The organism is Pseudomonas sp. GW456-L12 (assembly GCF_059424045.1).
In genome coordinates this window covers 57,135-72,835 of the sequence record NZ_JBWKZA010000008.1, presented here as the reverse complement: position 1 = coordinate 72,835, position 15,701 = coordinate 57,135, and the positions used below count along the sequence as shown (strand labels likewise).

General features: G+C 60.7%; 14 protein-coding genes and 1 pseudogene. 6 read left to right on the top strand and 9 right to left on the bottom strand.

What is annotated here, in order from left to right; translation table 11 throughout:
• Window positions 1–122: 122 nt before the first annotated feature.
• Window positions 123–380, bottom strand: a pseudogene (locus AC07Y9_RS12650) (YebG family protein); the annotation flags it as partial.
• 365 nt (window positions 381–745) lie between these two features.
• On the opposite strand from AC07Y9_RS12650, the gene AC07Y9_RS12645 reads away from it, so the two are divergent.
• Window positions 746–1,246, top strand: a complete 501-nt coding sequence (locus AC07Y9_RS12645) for a phosphate-starvation-inducible protein PsiE (protein ID WP_009042237.1) — start codon at window positions 746–748, stop codon at window positions 1,244–1,246.
• On the opposite strand, the gene AC07Y9_RS12640 is transcribed toward AC07Y9_RS12645, so the two are convergent.
• The 3 genes from AC07Y9_RS12640 to AC07Y9_RS12630 all read right to left on the bottom strand — a co-directional run bounded on the left by AC07Y9_RS12640 (window position 1,243) and on the right by AC07Y9_RS12630 (window position 4,520).
• Entirely contained in the window at window positions 1,243–1,560 is a 318-nt protein-coding gene (locus tag AC07Y9_RS12640) for a DUF3509 domain-containing protein (protein WP_007932393.1), read from the bottom strand. The two genes, AC07Y9_RS12645 and AC07Y9_RS12640, sit on opposite strands and share 4 nt — an antisense overlap.
• 218 nt (window positions 1,561–1,778) lie before the next feature.
• Complete coding sequence (locus AC07Y9_RS12635) at window positions 1,779–3,080, bottom strand: serine/threonine transporter (protein WP_102678610.1); 1,302 nt, start codon at window positions 3,078–3,080, stop codon at window positions 1,779–1,781.
• Window positions 3,081–3,143: 63 nt separating this feature from the next.
• Window positions 3,144–4,520, bottom strand: a complete 1,377-nt coding sequence (locus tag AC07Y9_RS12630; RefSeq protein WP_102678609.1) for an L-serine ammonia-lyase — start codon at window positions 4,518–4,520, stop codon at window positions 3,144–3,146.
• A 135-nt stretch (window positions 4,521–4,655) separates the two neighbouring features.
• On the opposite strand from AC07Y9_RS12630, the gene AC07Y9_RS12625 reads away from it, so the two are divergent.
• A complete protein-coding gene (locus AC07Y9_RS12625) occupies window positions 4,656–5,603 on the top strand; it encodes a LysR substrate-binding domain-containing protein (protein WP_009042241.1) in 948 nt (315 codons plus the stop codon).
• A 212-nt stretch (window positions 5,604–5,815) separates the two neighbouring features.
• Window positions 5,816–6,223, top strand: coding sequence for an HPF/RaiA family ribosome-associated protein (locus tag AC07Y9_RS12620; protein WP_007932409.1), 408 nt, complete (start codon window positions 5,816–5,818; stop codon window positions 6,221–6,223).
• A 238-nt stretch (window positions 6,224–6,461) separates the two neighbouring features.
• Here AC07Y9_RS12620 and AC07Y9_RS12615 read toward each other — a convergent pair whose 3' ends face one another.
• From AC07Y9_RS12615 to AC07Y9_RS12595, 5 genes are all read right to left on the bottom strand, one after another.
• The gene (locus AC07Y9_RS12615; protein WP_087091290.1) at window positions 6,462–7,802 is read right to left on the bottom strand and encodes an ATP-binding cassette domain-containing protein; all 1,341 of its coding nucleotides are present in this window, start codon (window positions 7,800–7,802) and stop codon (window positions 6,462–6,464) included.
• The gene (locus AC07Y9_RS12610) at window positions 7,786–8,535 is read right to left on the bottom strand and encodes a DUF6875 domain-containing protein (RefSeq protein ID WP_102678608.1); all 750 of its coding nucleotides are present in this window, start codon (window positions 8,533–8,535) and stop codon (window positions 7,786–7,788) included. Before AC07Y9_RS12610 ends, AC07Y9_RS12615 begins: the two co-directional genes overlap by 17 nt.
• 595 nt (window positions 8,536–9,130) lie before the next feature.
• A complete protein-coding gene (gene fecA, locus AC07Y9_RS12605) occupies window positions 9,131–11,491 on the bottom strand; it encodes a TonB-dependent Fe(3+) dicitrate receptor FecA (RefSeq protein ID WP_102678607.1) in 2,361 nt (786 codons plus the stop codon).
• Between the two features lie 231 nt (window positions 11,492–11,722).
• Window positions 11,723–12,688, bottom strand: coding sequence for a FecR domain-containing protein (locus AC07Y9_RS12600; RefSeq protein ID WP_102678606.1), 966 nt, complete (start codon window positions 12,686–12,688; stop codon window positions 11,723–11,725).
• Window positions 12,685–13,173 carry a sigma-70 family RNA polymerase sigma factor gene (locus AC07Y9_RS12595; protein ID WP_097135882.1) on the bottom strand — a complete coding sequence of 163 codons (489 nt, stop codon included), beginning with the start codon at window positions 13,171–13,173 and terminating at the stop codon, window positions 12,685–12,687. The genes AC07Y9_RS12600 and AC07Y9_RS12595 overlap by 4 nt, the downstream gene beginning before the upstream one ends.
• A 220-nt stretch (window positions 13,174–13,393) precedes the next feature.
• On the opposite strand from AC07Y9_RS12595, the gene AC07Y9_RS12590 reads away from it, so the two are divergent.
• From AC07Y9_RS12590 to AC07Y9_RS12580, 3 genes are read left to right on the top strand one after another with little or no spacing between them, the layout of a single operon-like run.
• A complete protein-coding gene (locus AC07Y9_RS12590) occupies window positions 13,394–13,699 on the top strand; it encodes a DUF3649 domain-containing protein (protein ID WP_102678691.1) in 306 nt (101 codons plus the stop codon).
• Entirely contained in the window at window positions 13,696–15,267 is a 1,572-nt protein-coding gene (locus tag AC07Y9_RS12585) for a PepSY-associated TM helix domain-containing protein (RefSeq protein ID WP_102678605.1), read from the top strand. Before AC07Y9_RS12590 ends, AC07Y9_RS12585 begins: the two co-directional genes overlap by 4 nt.
• Window positions 15,268–15,591 carry a DUF3325 domain-containing protein gene (locus AC07Y9_RS12580; protein ID WP_102678604.1) on the top strand — a complete coding sequence of 108 codons (324 nt, stop codon included), beginning with the start codon at window positions 15,268–15,270 and terminating at the stop codon, window positions 15,589–15,591.
• Window positions 15,592–15,701 lie beyond the last annotated feature (110 nt).

Below are 15,701 nucleotides of genomic sequence, written 5' to 3'. Positions count from 1 at the left end.
AACCCAGGGCCTGTTCAATTCGAGCCTGCTTACTTGGCGGCTTTGCTCGCCTTGGCGGGCTTGGCCGGTGCTGCGGGTTCAGCGGCTTCGGGCGCTGCCAGCGGAGCCTCTGGCTCGGCCGCCGCAACCGGCGCGCTGAGCAGTTCGGACAGGGCGTCCGGCTGGCTCTTGAAGGCCTTGGCGAACACATCGCGGTTCTTCGCCATGTAGATCCCGGCTTCTTCCACCTGCTGCTCGCTCAGGGACGGCACGGCTTTTTGCAACACTTGCGCCAGCAATTCAGCCAGTTCGAGCATTTTGTCATGACGGTCAGCTTCGGCTTTATCCATGAACAAGCGCTCCAGATCTCGGCTGCTGCGGTATACCACTTCGACGGCCATTCACCACCTCACATGCCTTCACGATAATGGGTATTTGCTACTACTGTATTTATATACAGGCGCGAAGAATAAGCGAATCCTTCTGCTTTGAATAGTGGCTTTTTAATCTAGTCGGGTTTCCGGGTTTGTCAGCCTTCCCCTGTAGGAGCGAGCTTGCCCGCTATCCGCGCAGCGGCCATTCAGCACCTTGTCTGAACAGACGCTATCGCCAGCAAGCTCGCTGCTACAGATTGCCGCCGGCCTGAACGTGCCTTGTCTGCATCAGCCACCATCTCACCCCCGACGCTGGCCTTTTTTCTGCATGCAGAACAACCGTCACGTCCAACCCGCATCATCCGGTCGAGTCGACCTAAGGAAAAACCATCGTGAAAATCAATTGGGCCGAGAAACTGCGGCAGAACGTCCATCAGCTGGCCGAGTCCCTGGGCAACCTGTTCGTCGAGACCTTTCACTACCTGGCGCTGTTCGCCATCGGCGCAGTGACGGCCTGGGCGGCGGTGATGGAGTTTCTCGGGATGCTCGAAGAAGGTCATATCAAGATCGATGACATTCTCCTGCTGTTCATCTACCTCGAACTGGGCGCCATGGTCGGCATCTACTTCAAGACCAACCACATGCCGGTGCGCTTCCTGATCTACGTGGCGATCACCGCGCTGACCCGCCTGCTGATCTCCAATGTGTCGCACCACAACCCGCCGGACCTGGGGATCATCTACCTGTGCGGCGGTATCCTGCTGCTGGCGTTCTCGATCCTGGTGGTGCGCTACGCCTCGTCGCAGTTCCCCTCGGTGAAAATCGAACACCCGCAACGCAAAGTCGGCGCGGGTTCCAGCGAGCACCCGGAAGTCGAGAAGGGCGAGCTTTAAATCGCCACGCTCAGGGGCGGCCGGCCCTTGGCGGCCGGCAGCGGCAGCTTGAAGCTGTCGCTGTTGGTCATGGCTTCGAGGATGGCCACGGCGCTGTGGCCCTGCTCGATGGCGATGCCAAACTGAATGCTTTGCACCAGGCGCTTGAGCCGCTGCGGATCGTTGCGCTGCTCGGCGCTGATCATGCGTTTGGCCACGACCCGGCCGGCCTTGGAGAGGGTCAGCATGATGCTGCCGTCCAGGCCCTGGATGCTCAGGTTGACCCGGTATTCCGGGGCGAAGGCATCGGTAATCAGCTGAAAGGGGTTGTCCATGTGCGTCACCGCCTGATTGTATCGTGCAGTCATTGACCGGCCGGGATCGGGATTAGTTCGCATGTCCAGACCACTGGCAGGCCGTTCGCTGAGGTTTGATAACGTCCGTATTCCTCGGGTCTTGCAAAGCAAAGGGCATGCCGGGAAAAGCGCCGCCCAATAAACCCGGGGGCGAAAAAAAACGGACCAATAGGTCCGTTTTTCTTTGGCTACCCGTTTCAGGGCATGAACGAATAAATGATCGCTGACAGTGCGATCAGACCGATCAGCACCACGAACAGATTCGACAGCTGGCCCGAATACTGGCGCAGCGATGGCACCCGCCGGATCGCGTACATCGGCATCAGGAACAGCAAGCAGGCGATCACCGGTCCGCCCAGGGTTTCGATCATGCCGAGGATGCTCGGGTTGAAGGTGGCCACGGCCCAGCAGGTCAGGACCATGAACAGCGCGGTGCAACGCTCCAGCCAGCGCGACGACAGGGTCCGGCCGCGGCTGCGCAGGCTTTTCACGATCAGCCCCTGGAAACCTTCGCTGGCGCCGATGTAGTGGCCGAGGAAGGATTTGGTGATCGCCACCAGCGCGATCAGCGGCGCCGCATAGGCGATCACCGGCGTCTGGAAGTGGTTGGCCAGGTACGACAGGATCGAGATGTTCTGCGCCTTGGCCGCGGCCAGGTCGGCCGGCGACAGGGCCAGCACGCAGCTGAAGCAGAAGAACATCACCGTCAGCACCATCATGCCGTGGGCCACGGCGAGGATGCCGCTGCTCTTGCCTTCGGCCTGGGCGCCGTAGTGGCGCTTCTGGTCGACGGCAAAGGCCGAGATGATCGGCGAATGGTTGAACGAGAACACCATCACCGGGATCGCCAGCCACAGGGTCTTGAGGAACAGCGGCGTGGACATGCCGTCATTGGCCGAGGCGAAGAAGGCGCCGTTCCAGTTCGGGATCAGGCTGAGGGCCAGTAGCAACAGCGCGGCGACAAAGGGATAGACCAGCACGCTCATGGCCCGCACGATCACGCCCTGGCCGCAGCGCACGATGGCCATCAGGCCGAGGATCAGCACCAGCGACAGGATTGCCCGTGGCGGCGGGGTCATGTGCAGCTGGTGCTCCATGAAGCTGCCCAGGGTGTTGGTCAGCGCCACGCTGTACACCAGCAGAATCGGGAAGATGGCGAAGAAGTAGAGCAGGGTGATCAGCTTGCCGGCGCCGATGCCGAAGTGCTCTTCCACCACCTCGGTGATGTCGCCGGAACGCCCGGACAGTACGAAGCGGGTCAGTCCGCGGTGGGCGAAGAAGGTCATCGGGAAGGCCAGCAGCGCCAGCACGATCAGCGGCCAGAAGCCGCCGACCCCGGCGTTGATCGGCAGGAACAGGGTGCCGGCGCCGATGGCGGTGCCGTACAGGCCGAGCATCCAGGTGGTGTCGTGCTTGCTCCAGCCCTGGTTGGCGGTCGTGGTGTCGCGGGCAGTCTCTACGGCAGGGTTTTCGGCAGCGGGTGTTCGTACATCGGTCATCGGTATTGCCTCGTTATTATTTTTGCTCGGGCTCACGTGGGGCGGACAGTCAGGGAGCGCTCCTCAGCACTCCACCCAGCTCACGGCCAGGCCACCCCGTGAAGTTTCTTTGTATTTGTCATGCATATCGGCGCCGGTATCGCGCATGGTGCGGATCACCCGGTCCAGGGAAATGAAGTGTTTACCGTCGCCGCGCAGGGCCATCTGGGTGGCGTTGATCGCTTTCACCGCGGCGATTGCGTTGCGCTCGATGCAGGGCACCTGCACCAGGCCGCCGACCGGGTCGCAGGTCAGGCCGAGGTTATGTTCCAGGCCGATTTCGGCGGCGTTTTCCAGTTGCTCCGGGGTGGCCCCAAGCACCTCGGCCAGGCCGGCGGCGGCCATCGCGCAGGCGGAACCCACCTCGCCCTGGCAGCCGACTTCGGCGCCGGAGATCGAGGCGTTTTTCTTGCAGAGGATGCCCACCGCGGCGGCGCCGAGGAAGAAGTCGACCACGTCGTCGTCCGACGCTTCGGGGTTGAACTTCATGTAGTAATGCAGCACCGCCGGGATGATCCCCGCCGCGCCGTTGGTCGGTGCGGTGACCATGCGCCCGCCGGCGGCGTTTTCCTCGTTCACCGCCAGGGCGAACAGGTTGACCCACTCCATGGCCGACAGGGTCGAGCTGATGACGTTGGGCTTGCCGATTTCCAGCAGGTTGCGATGCAGCTTGGCCGCGCGGCGCGGCACATCCAGGCCGCCGGGCAGGGTGCCTTCGTGGCGCAGGCCCTGCTCGACGCATTCGCGCATCACCGCCCAGATGTGCAGCAGGCCGCTGCGGATTTCGGCGTCGCTGCGCCAGGCCCGTTCGTTGGCCATCATCAGTTCCGAGACCCGCAGCTGGTGCCGTTGGCACAGGGCCAGGAGCTCCACCGCGCTGTTGAAGTCGTAGGGCAGTTCGACGCCGTTGGCCGCCGGGGCGCCTTCGGCCACTTCGGCTTCCTCGACGATAAAACCGCCGCCCACCGAGTAGTAGATCTGCTGCCACAGTAGGCCGTCCGCACCAAAGGCTGACAGCGACATGGCATTGGGGTGGTAGGGCAGGCTTTCGTCGAGCAGCAACAGGTCGCGGTGCCAGTCGAAGGCGATGGTCGAACGGCCGCCGAGGCTCAGCTCGCCGCTTTCGCGCAGTTGCTGGATGCGTGGGCCGATGCTGCTCGGGTCGATGCTGTCGGGCCATTCGCCCATCAGGCCCATGACGCAGGCGCGGTCGGTGGCATGGCCGACGCCGGTGGCGGACAAGGAGCCGTACAGGCGGATTTCCACCCGCTGCACCTGCTCCTGCAACCCTTGCTCGAACAGCCCCTGGGCGAAGGTCGCGGCGGCGCGCATCGGGCCGACGGTGTGGGAGCTGGATGGGCCGATACCGACTTTGAAGAGATCGAAAACGCTGATAGCCATGCTAAAGCCTTACAAGCAATGGAAGAGAAATCGCTGCCATTTTTTGTAGGCCGAGCGTCAGGTCGGCGATACTGCCTAGCTCGGTCAAGACTGACCAACGAATTTTCCTAAGACAGCCTTTAGCAGGACTAAACGATGAGTCGTCAGTTTCATGCCCAGACCTACGTCTGGCTGCATGTGTTTTCCTGTGCCGCGCGGCACTTGTCGTTCACCCGTTGCGCGGAAGAACTGCACATCACCCCGGGGGCGGTCAGCCAGCAGATCCGCTTGCTGGAAGAGCGGCTCGGCTTTCGCCTGTTTCATCGGCGCGCCCGTGGGGTGGAGCTGAGCGCCGAGGGGCAGCGGCTGGCGATCACGGTGAACGAGGCCTATGGCAGCATCGACGCCGAATTGCGCCGGCTGGATGCCGGAATGATCAGCGGCACCTTGCGCCTGCGCTCGATCCCGTCGTTTCTCGGCAAATGGCTGACCCCGCGTTTGCCCCGGCTGCAGCAGCGTTTTCCGGACATTCAGCTGCGGCTGGTGGCCGAGGACAGCAGCGTGGCCTTGCACGAAGGCGATTTCGACCTGGCCATCGACCTCAACGACGGCAGCTATCCGGGGTTGTTATCCACAGCCCTGCTGGATGAGCAGATATTTCCGGTCTGTGCCCCGGGGCTGTTGCGCGGGCGGCCGCCGTTGCACGGCCCGGCGGACCTGGTGCATTTCCCGTTGCTGCACGACATCACCGCCTGGCGCGGCAGCTATGAGTACGCGGAGTGGGAGTTCTATCTCAATGCCATCGGCTGCGAGGGCGCGGATGTGCGGCGTGGGCACACCTTCAATCGCAACCACCTGACCATCGAGGCGGCGATCGCCGGGATGGGGGTGGCGATTGCCCGGCGTACCCTGCTCAACGATGAGCTGGAGCGCGGCACCCTGATCGTGCCGTTCGGCCTCGCGGTGCCCAATCACAAGCGTTATGTGCTGCTGTATGCGCCGGGTGCGCTGAGCCATCCGGGCGTGCGCGCGGTGCACGACTGGTTGGTGGAGGAGGCGGGGATTTTTCGCAGCCAGCACCCTCTGGGAGAGGGGCAGTTGTGAGTGAAAAAGGCCAGGGACAGAGGCGACCCAACTCCCGACATTAACAGCGCTTTTGCTCCTTGTCCGGCTTTATTTGCGAATAGATATTTATCTTTTTTTAGGGGTTGAATTGTTCCGCGCTCTGCCCAACTCTGTAACCAAGAGGCCGCAAAAAGTACGCCCTCAGGGGCACGCGGTTCCTCTCGCGAGCTAGCTGAAATAAGGGAAGAACTATGCAAATCCAGGTCAATAGCGATAACCATATTCAAAGCAGCATCCGACTGGAGGAGTGGGTACGTACTACCATTGAGAGCACGCTCGAACGCTACGAGGAGGACCTGACCCGAGTCGAGGTTCACCTGCGGGACGAGAACGGCGACAAGCCCGGTCCCCACGATTTGCGCTGCCAACTGGAGGCGCGGCCAAAAGGCCATCAACCGATTTCCGTGACCCACAAAGCCGAATCCCTGGAACTGGCCATCGAAGGAGCGGCCACCAAGCTGGAGAATTCCCTGGAACACCTGTTCGGCCGGTTGCGCAACAAGCGCGCCGCGGCAGCGCCAAGCGCCCGCGAAGGCCAGGCCGACGCCTTGCTTGAAGAGGAATTCCTGGAAAACGAACAGGCCGCGCTCAATAGCTGACGGCTGAGTTACTGTTCAAAAACATGCGCCTGCTGTGCAGCTGATGTTTGTAGGTGCTGGACATCCAATGCAGGCCCTCATTATTGGGGGAGACACATAAAGGCCATCGCTGCGATGGCCTTTTTTTGTAGCTCAACCCAGGCTCATCCTGCTGTGTTCGCGAAAGGTCGTTGGCTGATCGGGCAAATACGGATACCCGCGTGGCAAGGGACTCGACAGTAGGCATTTGGAGTTGATTTCAGATCGCCTCTTGAATATGCCGCACTTCAATAATCAATATTTCCTCGGCTTTCTGGCTCAGGATGTTGCCGATTCGTAGCTTGTTCTGGCTGTCCAGATTTGCATCCCACTCATCGAGCAGGATTATCCGGGCCTTTTGATTCAGTACATGAAGGAGCTTTTGAACCTGACTTTCTCCAGTGGAAAGTGGAGCGTCGGTTTCATGAAAACTTACGTGGTTTGGCAGCAAAATGGACTCGGCAAACTCTGATTTGATCAGTTTTAAAAAAGACGACTTTCCAGAACCATTCTTGCCTGACACGAGAAACCTTCCTTTAAGGCTGGCGATTGTGCGAATGTCATCGAGCAATTGATCAATGGGGATGGTCTTTCCATTCACGGTATTGCAAATCGATATATCTTCGCGAACGACTTGTTTGTTGAGGTTCAGTGGCTCCAATGTATCGGTGAAATTCAACAGATTGCTGATTCTTTTGCAAAAGTATACGTACTTGCTGTTATACAAACTCATTGAGTGAACATTTCCGAATACCTGCAGGGACCGCGGTAAAACCGCAACGATCATCCCCCAAGGGACAGACTGGCTCAGAGGCAGTCCTTGCAGGTATATCAGAATTATTGCGACGGCTATACATATCGGCAAGCACGCGGCCAATTGCTCAAGCCTGGTGTAGTACAGGGAGGATTTAAGGAAGTCCGCGATCAATGATCTGGAAGAAGCCTCCGAGTAGCCAATCATGGATGAGTTTGCATTCAGGTAGTAATCCCAAAGCGAACTTGCACGCTTGACTACGTTGAGCCTCTTCTGTTGTATTTCTGTGGCGGAGACACTTATTCTGCTTTTCATGGCCTTTACCAGAAAGTATGAAATCAGAATGGAGCTTGCCATTAGTATGGCGATGTGGGTCCCGAGCACCCAATAAAATACATAGAGGGTGACTATGATATTGCTATACACGGAAGTCATGCCGAAATAGAGATTGACTGTGCCATCCAGCGTTGTCGGTACTTCACTGCCCAGCCAGCTCTGGACATTCTTGCGGTTTGCTTCAGACGAAAGAGGTTGATTGTGGCGAAGATGCTCGTAAACGGAGAAGATGTATTTCTCCCATAAATCAATCTTGAGCTTTGCAGAAATGAATTCTACTGCGGAACTGATCAGGTATCCCAGCAAGGCAAATGAGAAGAAAAGGATTATCCGAGTCTTTAGCAGTTGGTAGTCTTGCAGCGAAAGAGCCGCGCCAGCCATGGCAATATAATAGGTTGATATGCCCAGGGAGACTTGCTGAGAGATGATCAGCACAATGCCTGAAATGAAATACCTATTGGAGGTAAACATGCGTGGCTCCTTTAAGAGCTACAGTGATGCTGCCGATGATGATAGAGAGCAATGCCAGTCGGAAAAGGCAATCCAAAACTATTTTTATGCTGTATTGCTTGATGATCTTCCTTGAAACAGAAGCCTGGCGCATTTCGTACGCTGAAGATTTGTCGCTTTCGAAGCGACGAACATATGATTTAAGAAACTTCAGTCGGGTAAAAATGCTGTAATGCTTAGGTTCAAGAAAAACTAAGTCCCCCGCGGTAATTTCTCGCATCACAAGAGTTGGGGTGGGTGTTCTCAGAGGGAAAAAGTCAGGGCTGTGAAGGCTTTTTGCATTGCTGTCTTTGTAGAGGGCACCAAGCATTAAAAAGGACTCTACACATTTTACTTTGTTATCTACATGAATTCGTAACAAGGCCTCCAGGTCGAAGTCGTCGGGAAGCAGGATGATCAAGGCACGACCAAGCTTACTATCACTCCGCTTGCTTTCCATGAATCTGATGCATTGTTCTATGAAGGCGGACCAGTCGTGATGGTCATGAAAGTCGGCAAAGCTGAAATACAGCGTTTCGTTTTTAAGAGCGCCAGCGATAAATGGACAGACAGCGCCATTTCGATGCGGGTGTCTGGCTGTCAAGAATTGAGTAACATAAGGCAGTGTCAGTTTGTAGGCTTTTGCCGCGAAGCCAGGGACGCTATCTTCATCAAAGTCGGTAATAGAGTAGAAGTTTGAACTCATATTGATCATGCTCGCTTTCAACCAATTATCAGAACCTCTTTGCAAGCAAAGAGGTTCTCCACTGTCAAACGATCATGTTTACCACTTCCACCCTTCGCAGCCACCGGCTGCGAGAGACTGACTGCAAATGGAGGTTTTAGATATGATTCTCATCAGGATATTTTTCTTCCTGGGTTTGAACTCGATATCTGCACCTCGGTTAGAAAAGGCAACAGAGGTTGGGGACGTAAAGTCGTTTTGCATAGCAAGCTCCAATTGAGGTTGTCCGTGAGATCGATACTCCTGAAAAGGATGGCATCACGTGACTGACTACTGCCTTCAATTCATCGTCATTGCTGTGTGCAACCAACATCGGATTTTTATAGGTTTGATTTGTTATATGGTTATTTCTGAATGACAGGGTGCAAGTTATCAGCGGCTGATTTTTGACGCCGTTGTAATTGATTACTGATCTTTTGGCTTGAACGCCTTGATAAACATGTCGAGCGGAATGATTTGCTGTTCTGTAGGAGCCAGGCTTGCCGGCGATGAAGGCGGCGCGGTGTGTCAGGCCGGACGCTATCGCGAGCAAGCTTCGCTCCTACTGCCAGGTGGTGGCCGTGGATCAGAACGCCACGGAGGTCTGTACGTACAGGGTCCGCGGTTCGCCCACGTACTTGCCTTTGTTGTTGTCGTCGAACGAGCGGGTGAAGTACTGGTGGTTGAAGATGTTCTTCACCCCGATCGCCACGCTCAGGTCCGACAGTTGCGGGCCGAAGTCGTAGGCGGCGCGGCTGCTGAACAGCATGTAGCCGGGAATCCGCCCGGTGCTGCCGTCGGCGCTTTCGGCCCAGGTGTTGGCATTGTCGGCGAACTGGCTGCTCTGGTAGCTGCTGTCGAAGTTCAGCTTCCACGGGCCTTCGGTGTAGCCGATGCCGAGGGTGCCCTTGTGCTTGGACGAGAACGGCACGCGGTTGCCCTTGTTCGGCCCGTCCTCACGGATGGTGGCGTCGACGTAGGCGTAGGTGGCGTACAGATCGAAACCGGCCAGCGCCGGGCTCAGGCCGTCCAGTGCGTAATTGACGCTGGTCTCGATGCCCTGGTGGCGGGTTTCGCCACGGGCGATCACCGAGTCGTTGGTCTGGTTGCTGTCGTACTGGTTGTCGAAGTTGATCAGGAACGCGCCGATCTCCGCCCGCAGGGCGCCGTCGTCATAGCGGGTGCCCAGTTCCCAGGTGCGGGCCTTCTCCGGTTTCACTTCGCCGCTGCTCACGCGGTTGGGCATCTGGCTGTACTGCACGCTGCCGAACGAACCTTCGGTGTTGGCGTAGAGGTTCCAGCTGTCGGTCAGGTGGTACATCACGTTCAGCGCCGGCAGCGCGGTGTTGTAGTCGCCCTTGTATTTGACGTTGGTCAGGTTGTTGGTCTGCTGGGACTCGATCATCTCGTAGCGGATGCCCGGGGTGAGGGTCCACTTGCCGATGTCGATGCGGTCGTCGACGAAGAATGCATTGGCCTCGGTGCCGCCGCGGGTATCGCGGTCGTTGCGGCTGCTGGTGCTGGGCAGTTGCTGGTTGGCGCTGATCGGCGTGCGGTAGCGCAACTCGTGGCCGGCCTCGTTGACGTAGCGGTAGCCGATGCCCAGCTCATGGCTGGTCGGCCCCAGGTCGAAGCCTTGGGCGAAGCGGGTTTCGACGCCGCGCACCCAGTATTCGCGCGGCGACAGCGACAGGAAGCTGCCCTGGTCCAGGTAGCCGCTGCGCAGGGTCTTGGTGAAGAAACTGTTGACGGTGAATTCGCGACGATCTTCCTGGTAGCGATAACCGAAGTTGATCAGCGTGCGGCGGCCCCAGAACTTGTCGTACGGGCGGGTCGACTGATAGGGATCGGCCTTGTAGTCGGCGACGTTCAGGCCGCCGGGCATGTCGGCCTCGCCCTCGTAGTACTGGGCCATGGCGTTGAAGCTGTTGGCGTCGTCGAGTTGGTAGTGGCCCTTGAGGATCAGGTCGTCGATTTGCGTGTCGCTGTGTTCGCGCCAGTCACCGCCACGGGTGCCGGAGTACAGCAGGGCACCGCCCAAGCCGTTGTCGGCGGTGCCGCCGGCCAGCAGGTTGCCGGTGGTCTTGAAACCGTCGTGGCTGGAGGACGGGCTGGTCTCGGTCTGAAAGCCGCCCTTGACCGTGGGTGCATCGGGGATGGCGCGGGTCACGAAGTTGACGATGCCGCCGACGTTCTGCGGCCCGTAACGCACCGCGCCACCGCCACGCACCACATCCACCGCGTCCATGTTGCCCATGCTGACCGGGGCGAAGGACAGCTGCGGCTGGCCATAGGGCGCGAAGGGCACCGGAATGCCGTCCATCAGTACCGTGGAGCGCGAGGCCAGGCGCGGGTTGAGCCCGCGAATGCCGAAGTTCAGCGCCATGTCGTGGCTGCCGGTGCCGTTGTTTTCCGGGGCGTTGACCCCGGGGATGCGGTTGAGCACGTCGCGGGCCTGGGTCGCGCCCTGGCGTTCGAATTCTTCGCGGCGGATCACGTCCCGCGCACCCGGGTGTTCGAAGACGTTGCTCTGCGCCGCGTCGCCCAGCCAGTCGCCGACCACGCTGGAGGCGCCCAGCTCCAGGGCCGCCGGTGCGCCCTCGGCGCTCACCGGTTGCAGGCTGAAGGCATTGTTGCCTTCGGCGCGGGCTTGCAGGCCGGTGCCCTTGAGCAGGGCATTCAGACCTTCTTCGGTGGTGTAGCTGCCTTCCAGGCCCTGGCTCTGCACGCCGCTGGTGACCTGGGAGCCGAAGGAAATCAGCACCCCGGCTTCACGGCCGAACTGGTTCAGGGCGTTTTCCAGCGACGCTGCCGCGATGTGGTAATCGCGCGTCGGGCCGTCGGCGGCGATGGCCAGCGGCAGGGCGGAAAAGCTCAGGCTGGCGCCCAGCAGCAACTGGCGCAGGGTACGGGCAAGGGGCGTAAGGTGAGTGGGGTGCTGGGGCATGGACATCGATCCTGAGAAGGTTGCAGTCAAGGGGGCTTTCCTTCTCTGTCACGCGAGTGCTGGAAAACGGCTCACACAAAATGAAAATAATTCGCACGTCGGAAAAAACATTGAATCGGCGCTGATTTGTAGCCGCTGCCGAAGGCTGCGATCGGCCCCGAAGGGGACGTGCTCTTGAGGCCCTCGAAGGTCCTTCGGACCTTATCGCAGCCTGCGGCAGCGGCTACAGGTTCAGGCGCGGGCCTCGACCGTGACCCAATAACGGGTGAAGCGCCGGACCTTCACCGGCAGGCTGATTTCCAGCAGGTCGAGGATCCGTTCGCTGTCGTCCAGTGGGTAACTGCCGGAGATCAGCAGGTCGGCGACCCGTGGATCGCAGTTGAGCTGGCCGCGACGGTAGCGGCCCAACTCGTCGAGGAAGTCCGCCAGGCGCATATGGGCAGCCACCAGCATGCCCTCGCTCCAGGCGCCGCTGCCGGCGTCCAGCGGCCGCGGGTTGTCCCAGGCGCTGCGGGTGAAGCTCAATTGTTGCCCCTTGCTTACCTGCAATGGTGCTGCCGAATAATCCGACGGGCTGAGGCTGACGTTGCCCTCGAACACCGCCAGCTGGGTGCGCTGGCTGAACTGGCGCAGGTTCAAGCGTGCGCCTTGCGGGCGTAGCAGGCCGTGGGCGCTCTGGATCAGCAGCGGCCGGCGGTCGGCCGCGGCGGTCAGCAGGATCTCCCCGGCCAACAGCCGGATCAGCCGTTGCTGGCCATCGAAACTCACGTCCACCGCGCTGTCGGTATTGAGCTGCAGCTGGCTGCCGTCGCTCAGTTGCAGCGTGCGCCGCTGGCCCACCGGGCTGCGGTAGTCGGCCATCAGCGGGGTCAGCGGATTGTGTTCGCGCAAGCCCCAGGCCGCGGCGGAACCGGCGCCGAGGATCAGCAGCAGTTTCAGCGCCTGGCGCCGGCTGGAGGACTTCGGCGCATTGAGTGCGGCATGGGCCAGGGGCGAAGACAGGCCGCGCAGCCGCTGGTTGACCCGCTGGATATGTTCCCAGGCCCGTTGATGTTCGCTGTGGGCGTCGTGCCACTGCTGCCAGGCCAGTTGCTGGCGCGGGCTGAGCGGCCCCGCCTGCATTTCGAGCAGCCAGTGCACGGCCTGTTCGGCGACCTGGGCGCCGATGTCCGGCGGGCGGGGGAGTGCAGCGTTCATAGGGCGAAGTAGCAGCGCAGGGCTGCCTTGTGCAGGTGGCGCTTGACCGTGGCGATGGAGATCCCCAGTTCGCGGGCGATCTCGCCGTGTTTCAGGCCATCGACCTGGGCCAGCAGGAACGCGCGTTTCACCAGGCGCGGCAAACCGTCGAGCAACTGGTCCAGCTCCATCAGAGTCTGCAGGATGATCGCCTTGTCCTCCTCGGACGGCGCCAGCAGTTCCGGCATCTGCGCCAGCGTGTCGAGGTAGGCCCGTTCCAGGTCCTGGCGCCGGTAGTGGTTGCACAGCACCCGTTTGGCGATGGTGGTGAGGAACGCCCGTGGCTCGACGATCGACGGCGTTTCCCGGGCGCTGAGCACCCGCATGAAAGTGTCCTGAGCCAGGTCGGCGGCGCTGTCGGGGCAGCCGAGCCGACGCCGCAACCAGCCGTTCAGCCAGCTGTGATGGGCGTGATAGAGGACTTCGACGGTAGAGGAGTGAGCCAAGCCGAACGCTCCGGCAGCATGAAAATGCTTAAGAGAACAAGAATTGTTCGCATTGTAGTGGCCTGACATGGCATTGGGCAATCAACCCGGACCGACGGAAGAGCCCTCGGTGGGTTGGTGATTTTTTGCACATGAGAATATTTATCATTAATATTGCGCCGACTTGAGCCCGCATGAGGTATTTGCCAATGCCGGGCTGTCCTGGTTTCAAGGTCGAAACATGAAAAGCAAAGTTGCTGCGATCTCTTTTTCCTATCGTCTGGCCGTGACTTCACGGGTGCTGGCCGCGGTGTTCGGCGGGTACCTGCTGGCGGCGTTGTCCAGCATTTGCATGACCCTGCTGCTCCCTGTGTCCCGCGCCGATGCGGTATTCGGCGGCATGATGGCGTCCTTCCTGTTCTACCTGGTGGCGGTGCTCTGGTGCTTCGCCTGCCGCACGGCCTGGCAGGCCTGGTTCGGGCTGCTGCTGCCAGCGCTGGTGTTGGCGGCGATTTCTGCGTTGGCGTATTGGATGAACCTCTCATGAAGGAGGGATTTCGCCAGTCCATGGCCTGGTTGCACACTTGGGTCGGACTGGTATTCGGCTGGCTGCTGCTGGCGATTTTCCTGACTGGCACCCTGGCCTATTTCAAGGATGAAATCAGCCATTGGATGCAGCCCGAAGTGCCGTCGCGCTCGGTCAGCAACGAGAGCAGCGTGATCCTCGCCCAGAGCTACTTGCAGCAGCACGCCCAGGGCGCCTCGCGCTGGTTCATCAACCTGCCCGATGCCCGCGAGCCGGTGTTGTCGGTGATGTGGCAATTTCCGGGCAAGCCCGGCGAGCGCGGCGCCTTCACCCAGAAACTGCTGGACCCGGCCACCGGCGCCGAGCTGCAGGCCCGCAATACCCGCGGCGGCGAATTCTTCTACCGCTTCCATTTCCAGTTGCAGATGCCCTATCCCTGGGGCCGCTGGCTGTCCACCGCGGCGGCCATGCTGATGTTCGTCGCCTTGATCAGCGGCATCATCATCCACAAGAAAATCTTCAAGGACTTCTTCACCTTCCGCCCTCGCAAGGGCCAGCGCTCCTGGCTCGACGGGCACAACGCGGTGGGTGTGCTGGTATTGCCGTTCCATCTGATGATCACCTACAGCAGCCTGGTGATCTTCATGTCGATGGTCATGCCGGCGAGCATCCTGGCCACCTACGGCGAAGACAGCCGGGCACTGTTCAATGAGGCGTTTCCCGCCACCAACAACGCACCGGCCGCGGGCCGGCCGGCGCCGCTGGTGCAGCTCGAACCGCTGTTGCAGCAGGCCCGCGAGCAGTGGCCGGGCGGCCGCGTGGGGCGTATCACGGTGAACAATCCAGGGGATGCCAATGCCTCGGTGAATGTCATGCGCCACGGTGGCGACCAGGTGGTTCGCGATTTTGGCAGTGCGGTTTCGTTCGACGGCGTCAGTGGCAAGCTGCTGCAGGTTGCCCCGCCGCAGTCGCCGATCGTCGCTATCCGAGGCGGTTTCTACGGGCTGCACATGGGCCTCTTCGCCGGGCCGCTGCTGCGCTGGCTGTACTTTATCTGCGGCCTGGCCGCCACCGCGATGATCGGCACCGGGCTGGTGATCTGGCTCGGCAAGCGCCAGCTCAAGCATGCCAAGAGCGGCGTGACGCCCTTCGAGTTGCGGCTGGTGGAAGTGCTGAACATCGCCAGCATGTCCGGCCTGGTGCTGGCTGTCGCCGCCTTCTTCTGGGCCAACCGTCTGTTGCCGGTGAGCCTCGCCGGGCGGGCGGACTGGGAAGTGAACAGCTTCTTTATTGTCTGGGGCCTGAGCCTGCTGCACGCCGCGCTGCGTCGCGGGCGCAAGGCCTGGGTCGAGCAGTTGGGCCTGGCGGCGTTGCTGCTGGCCAGTGTGCCGCTGCTCGATGCGCTGACGGTGCCCGATGTGCTGGATGGTTTCCTGGTGCACGGCGACTGGGTCCGGGCCGGGTTCGACCTGACCTGCCTGGCGGCGGGGCTGTTCCTGGCCTGGGCGGCCTGGAAGATGTCGCGTCCTGCCTATCCCACCGCCGCCGCCCGCTCGCGACGGGCCACCCTTGAAACCGAGGTGAACTGAATGCTCCTGGCGCTGCTGCTGTGTTACCCCGGATTTGCCGGGTTGTGCCTGTCGATGGACCGTCACCACGCCGAACTCCTGGGCTACAAACCCACGGCCCAGCGCCGCAGTGGCCTGCGCCTCGGCGGCTGGTTGCTGCTGGCGGGTTCGCTGTGGGCGGCGATCGCGGCGGCTGGCTGGGCTTTTGGCCTGGTGCAGTGGTGCGCGGCCCTGATGCTCAGCGCCTTGTCGCTGGTGCTGTTGTTGCCTTATCAGCCGCGCCTGGCGCTGCTGGCGGCCGGGCTGGGGTTGCTGGTCAGTCCGCTGGCCGCCTTGGCGCAATGAGCGCTGCGCAACGTCCGGCCTGAGGCGCCGGCTGCGATTGTTCGTTGACACGGGCCCCTCGCCAATCGTTATCTGGGCGCCCGCCGCAGCCGCAAGGCTGTCGGCGGTGG

Coding starts and splice junctions, on each gene's coding strand:
- AC07Y9_RS12640 (WP_007932393.1), bottom strand. CDS start 1,560: ATGGACAACCCCTTTCAGCTGATTACCGATGCCTTCGCCCCGGAATAC.
- AC07Y9_RS12635 (WP_102678610.1), bottom strand. CDS start 3,080: ATGACCGATGTACGAACACCCGCTGCCGAAAACCCTGCCGTAGAGACT.
- AC07Y9_RS12630 (WP_102678609.1), bottom strand. CDS start 4,520: ATGGCTATCAGCGTTTTCGATCTCTTCAAAGTCGGTATCGGCCCATCC.
- AC07Y9_RS12625 (WP_009042241.1), top strand. CDS start 4,656: ATGAGTCGTCAGTTTCATGCCCAGACCTACGTCTGGCTGCATGTGTTT.
- AC07Y9_RS12620 (WP_007932409.1), top strand. CDS start 5,816: ATGCAAATCCAGGTCAATAGCGATAACCATATTCAAAGCAGCATCCGA.
- AC07Y9_RS12615 (WP_087091290.1), bottom strand. CDS start 7,802: ATGTTTACCTCCAATAGGTATTTCATTTCAGGCATTGTGCTGATCATC.
- AC07Y9_RS12610 (WP_102678608.1), bottom strand. CDS start 8,535: ATGATCAATATGAGTTCAAACTTCTACTCTATTACCGACTTTGATGAA.
- fecA (WP_102678607.1), bottom strand. CDS start 11,491: ATGCCCCAGCACCCCACTCACCTTACGCCCCTTGCCCGTACCCTGCGC.
- AC07Y9_RS12600 (WP_102678606.1), bottom strand. CDS start 12,688: ATGAACGCTGCACTCCCCCGCCCGCCGGACATCGGCGCCCAGGTCGCC.
- AC07Y9_RS12590 (WP_102678691.1), top strand. CDS start 13,394: ATGAAAAGCAAAGTTGCTGCGATCTCTTTTTCCTATCGTCTGGCCGTG.
- AC07Y9_RS12585 (WP_102678605.1), top strand. CDS start 13,696: ATGAAGGAGGGATTTCGCCAGTCCATGGCCTGGTTGCACACTTGGGTC.
- AC07Y9_RS12580 (WP_102678604.1), top strand. CDS start 15,268: ATGCTCCTGGCGCTGCTGCTGTGTTACCCCGGATTTGCCGGGTTGTGC.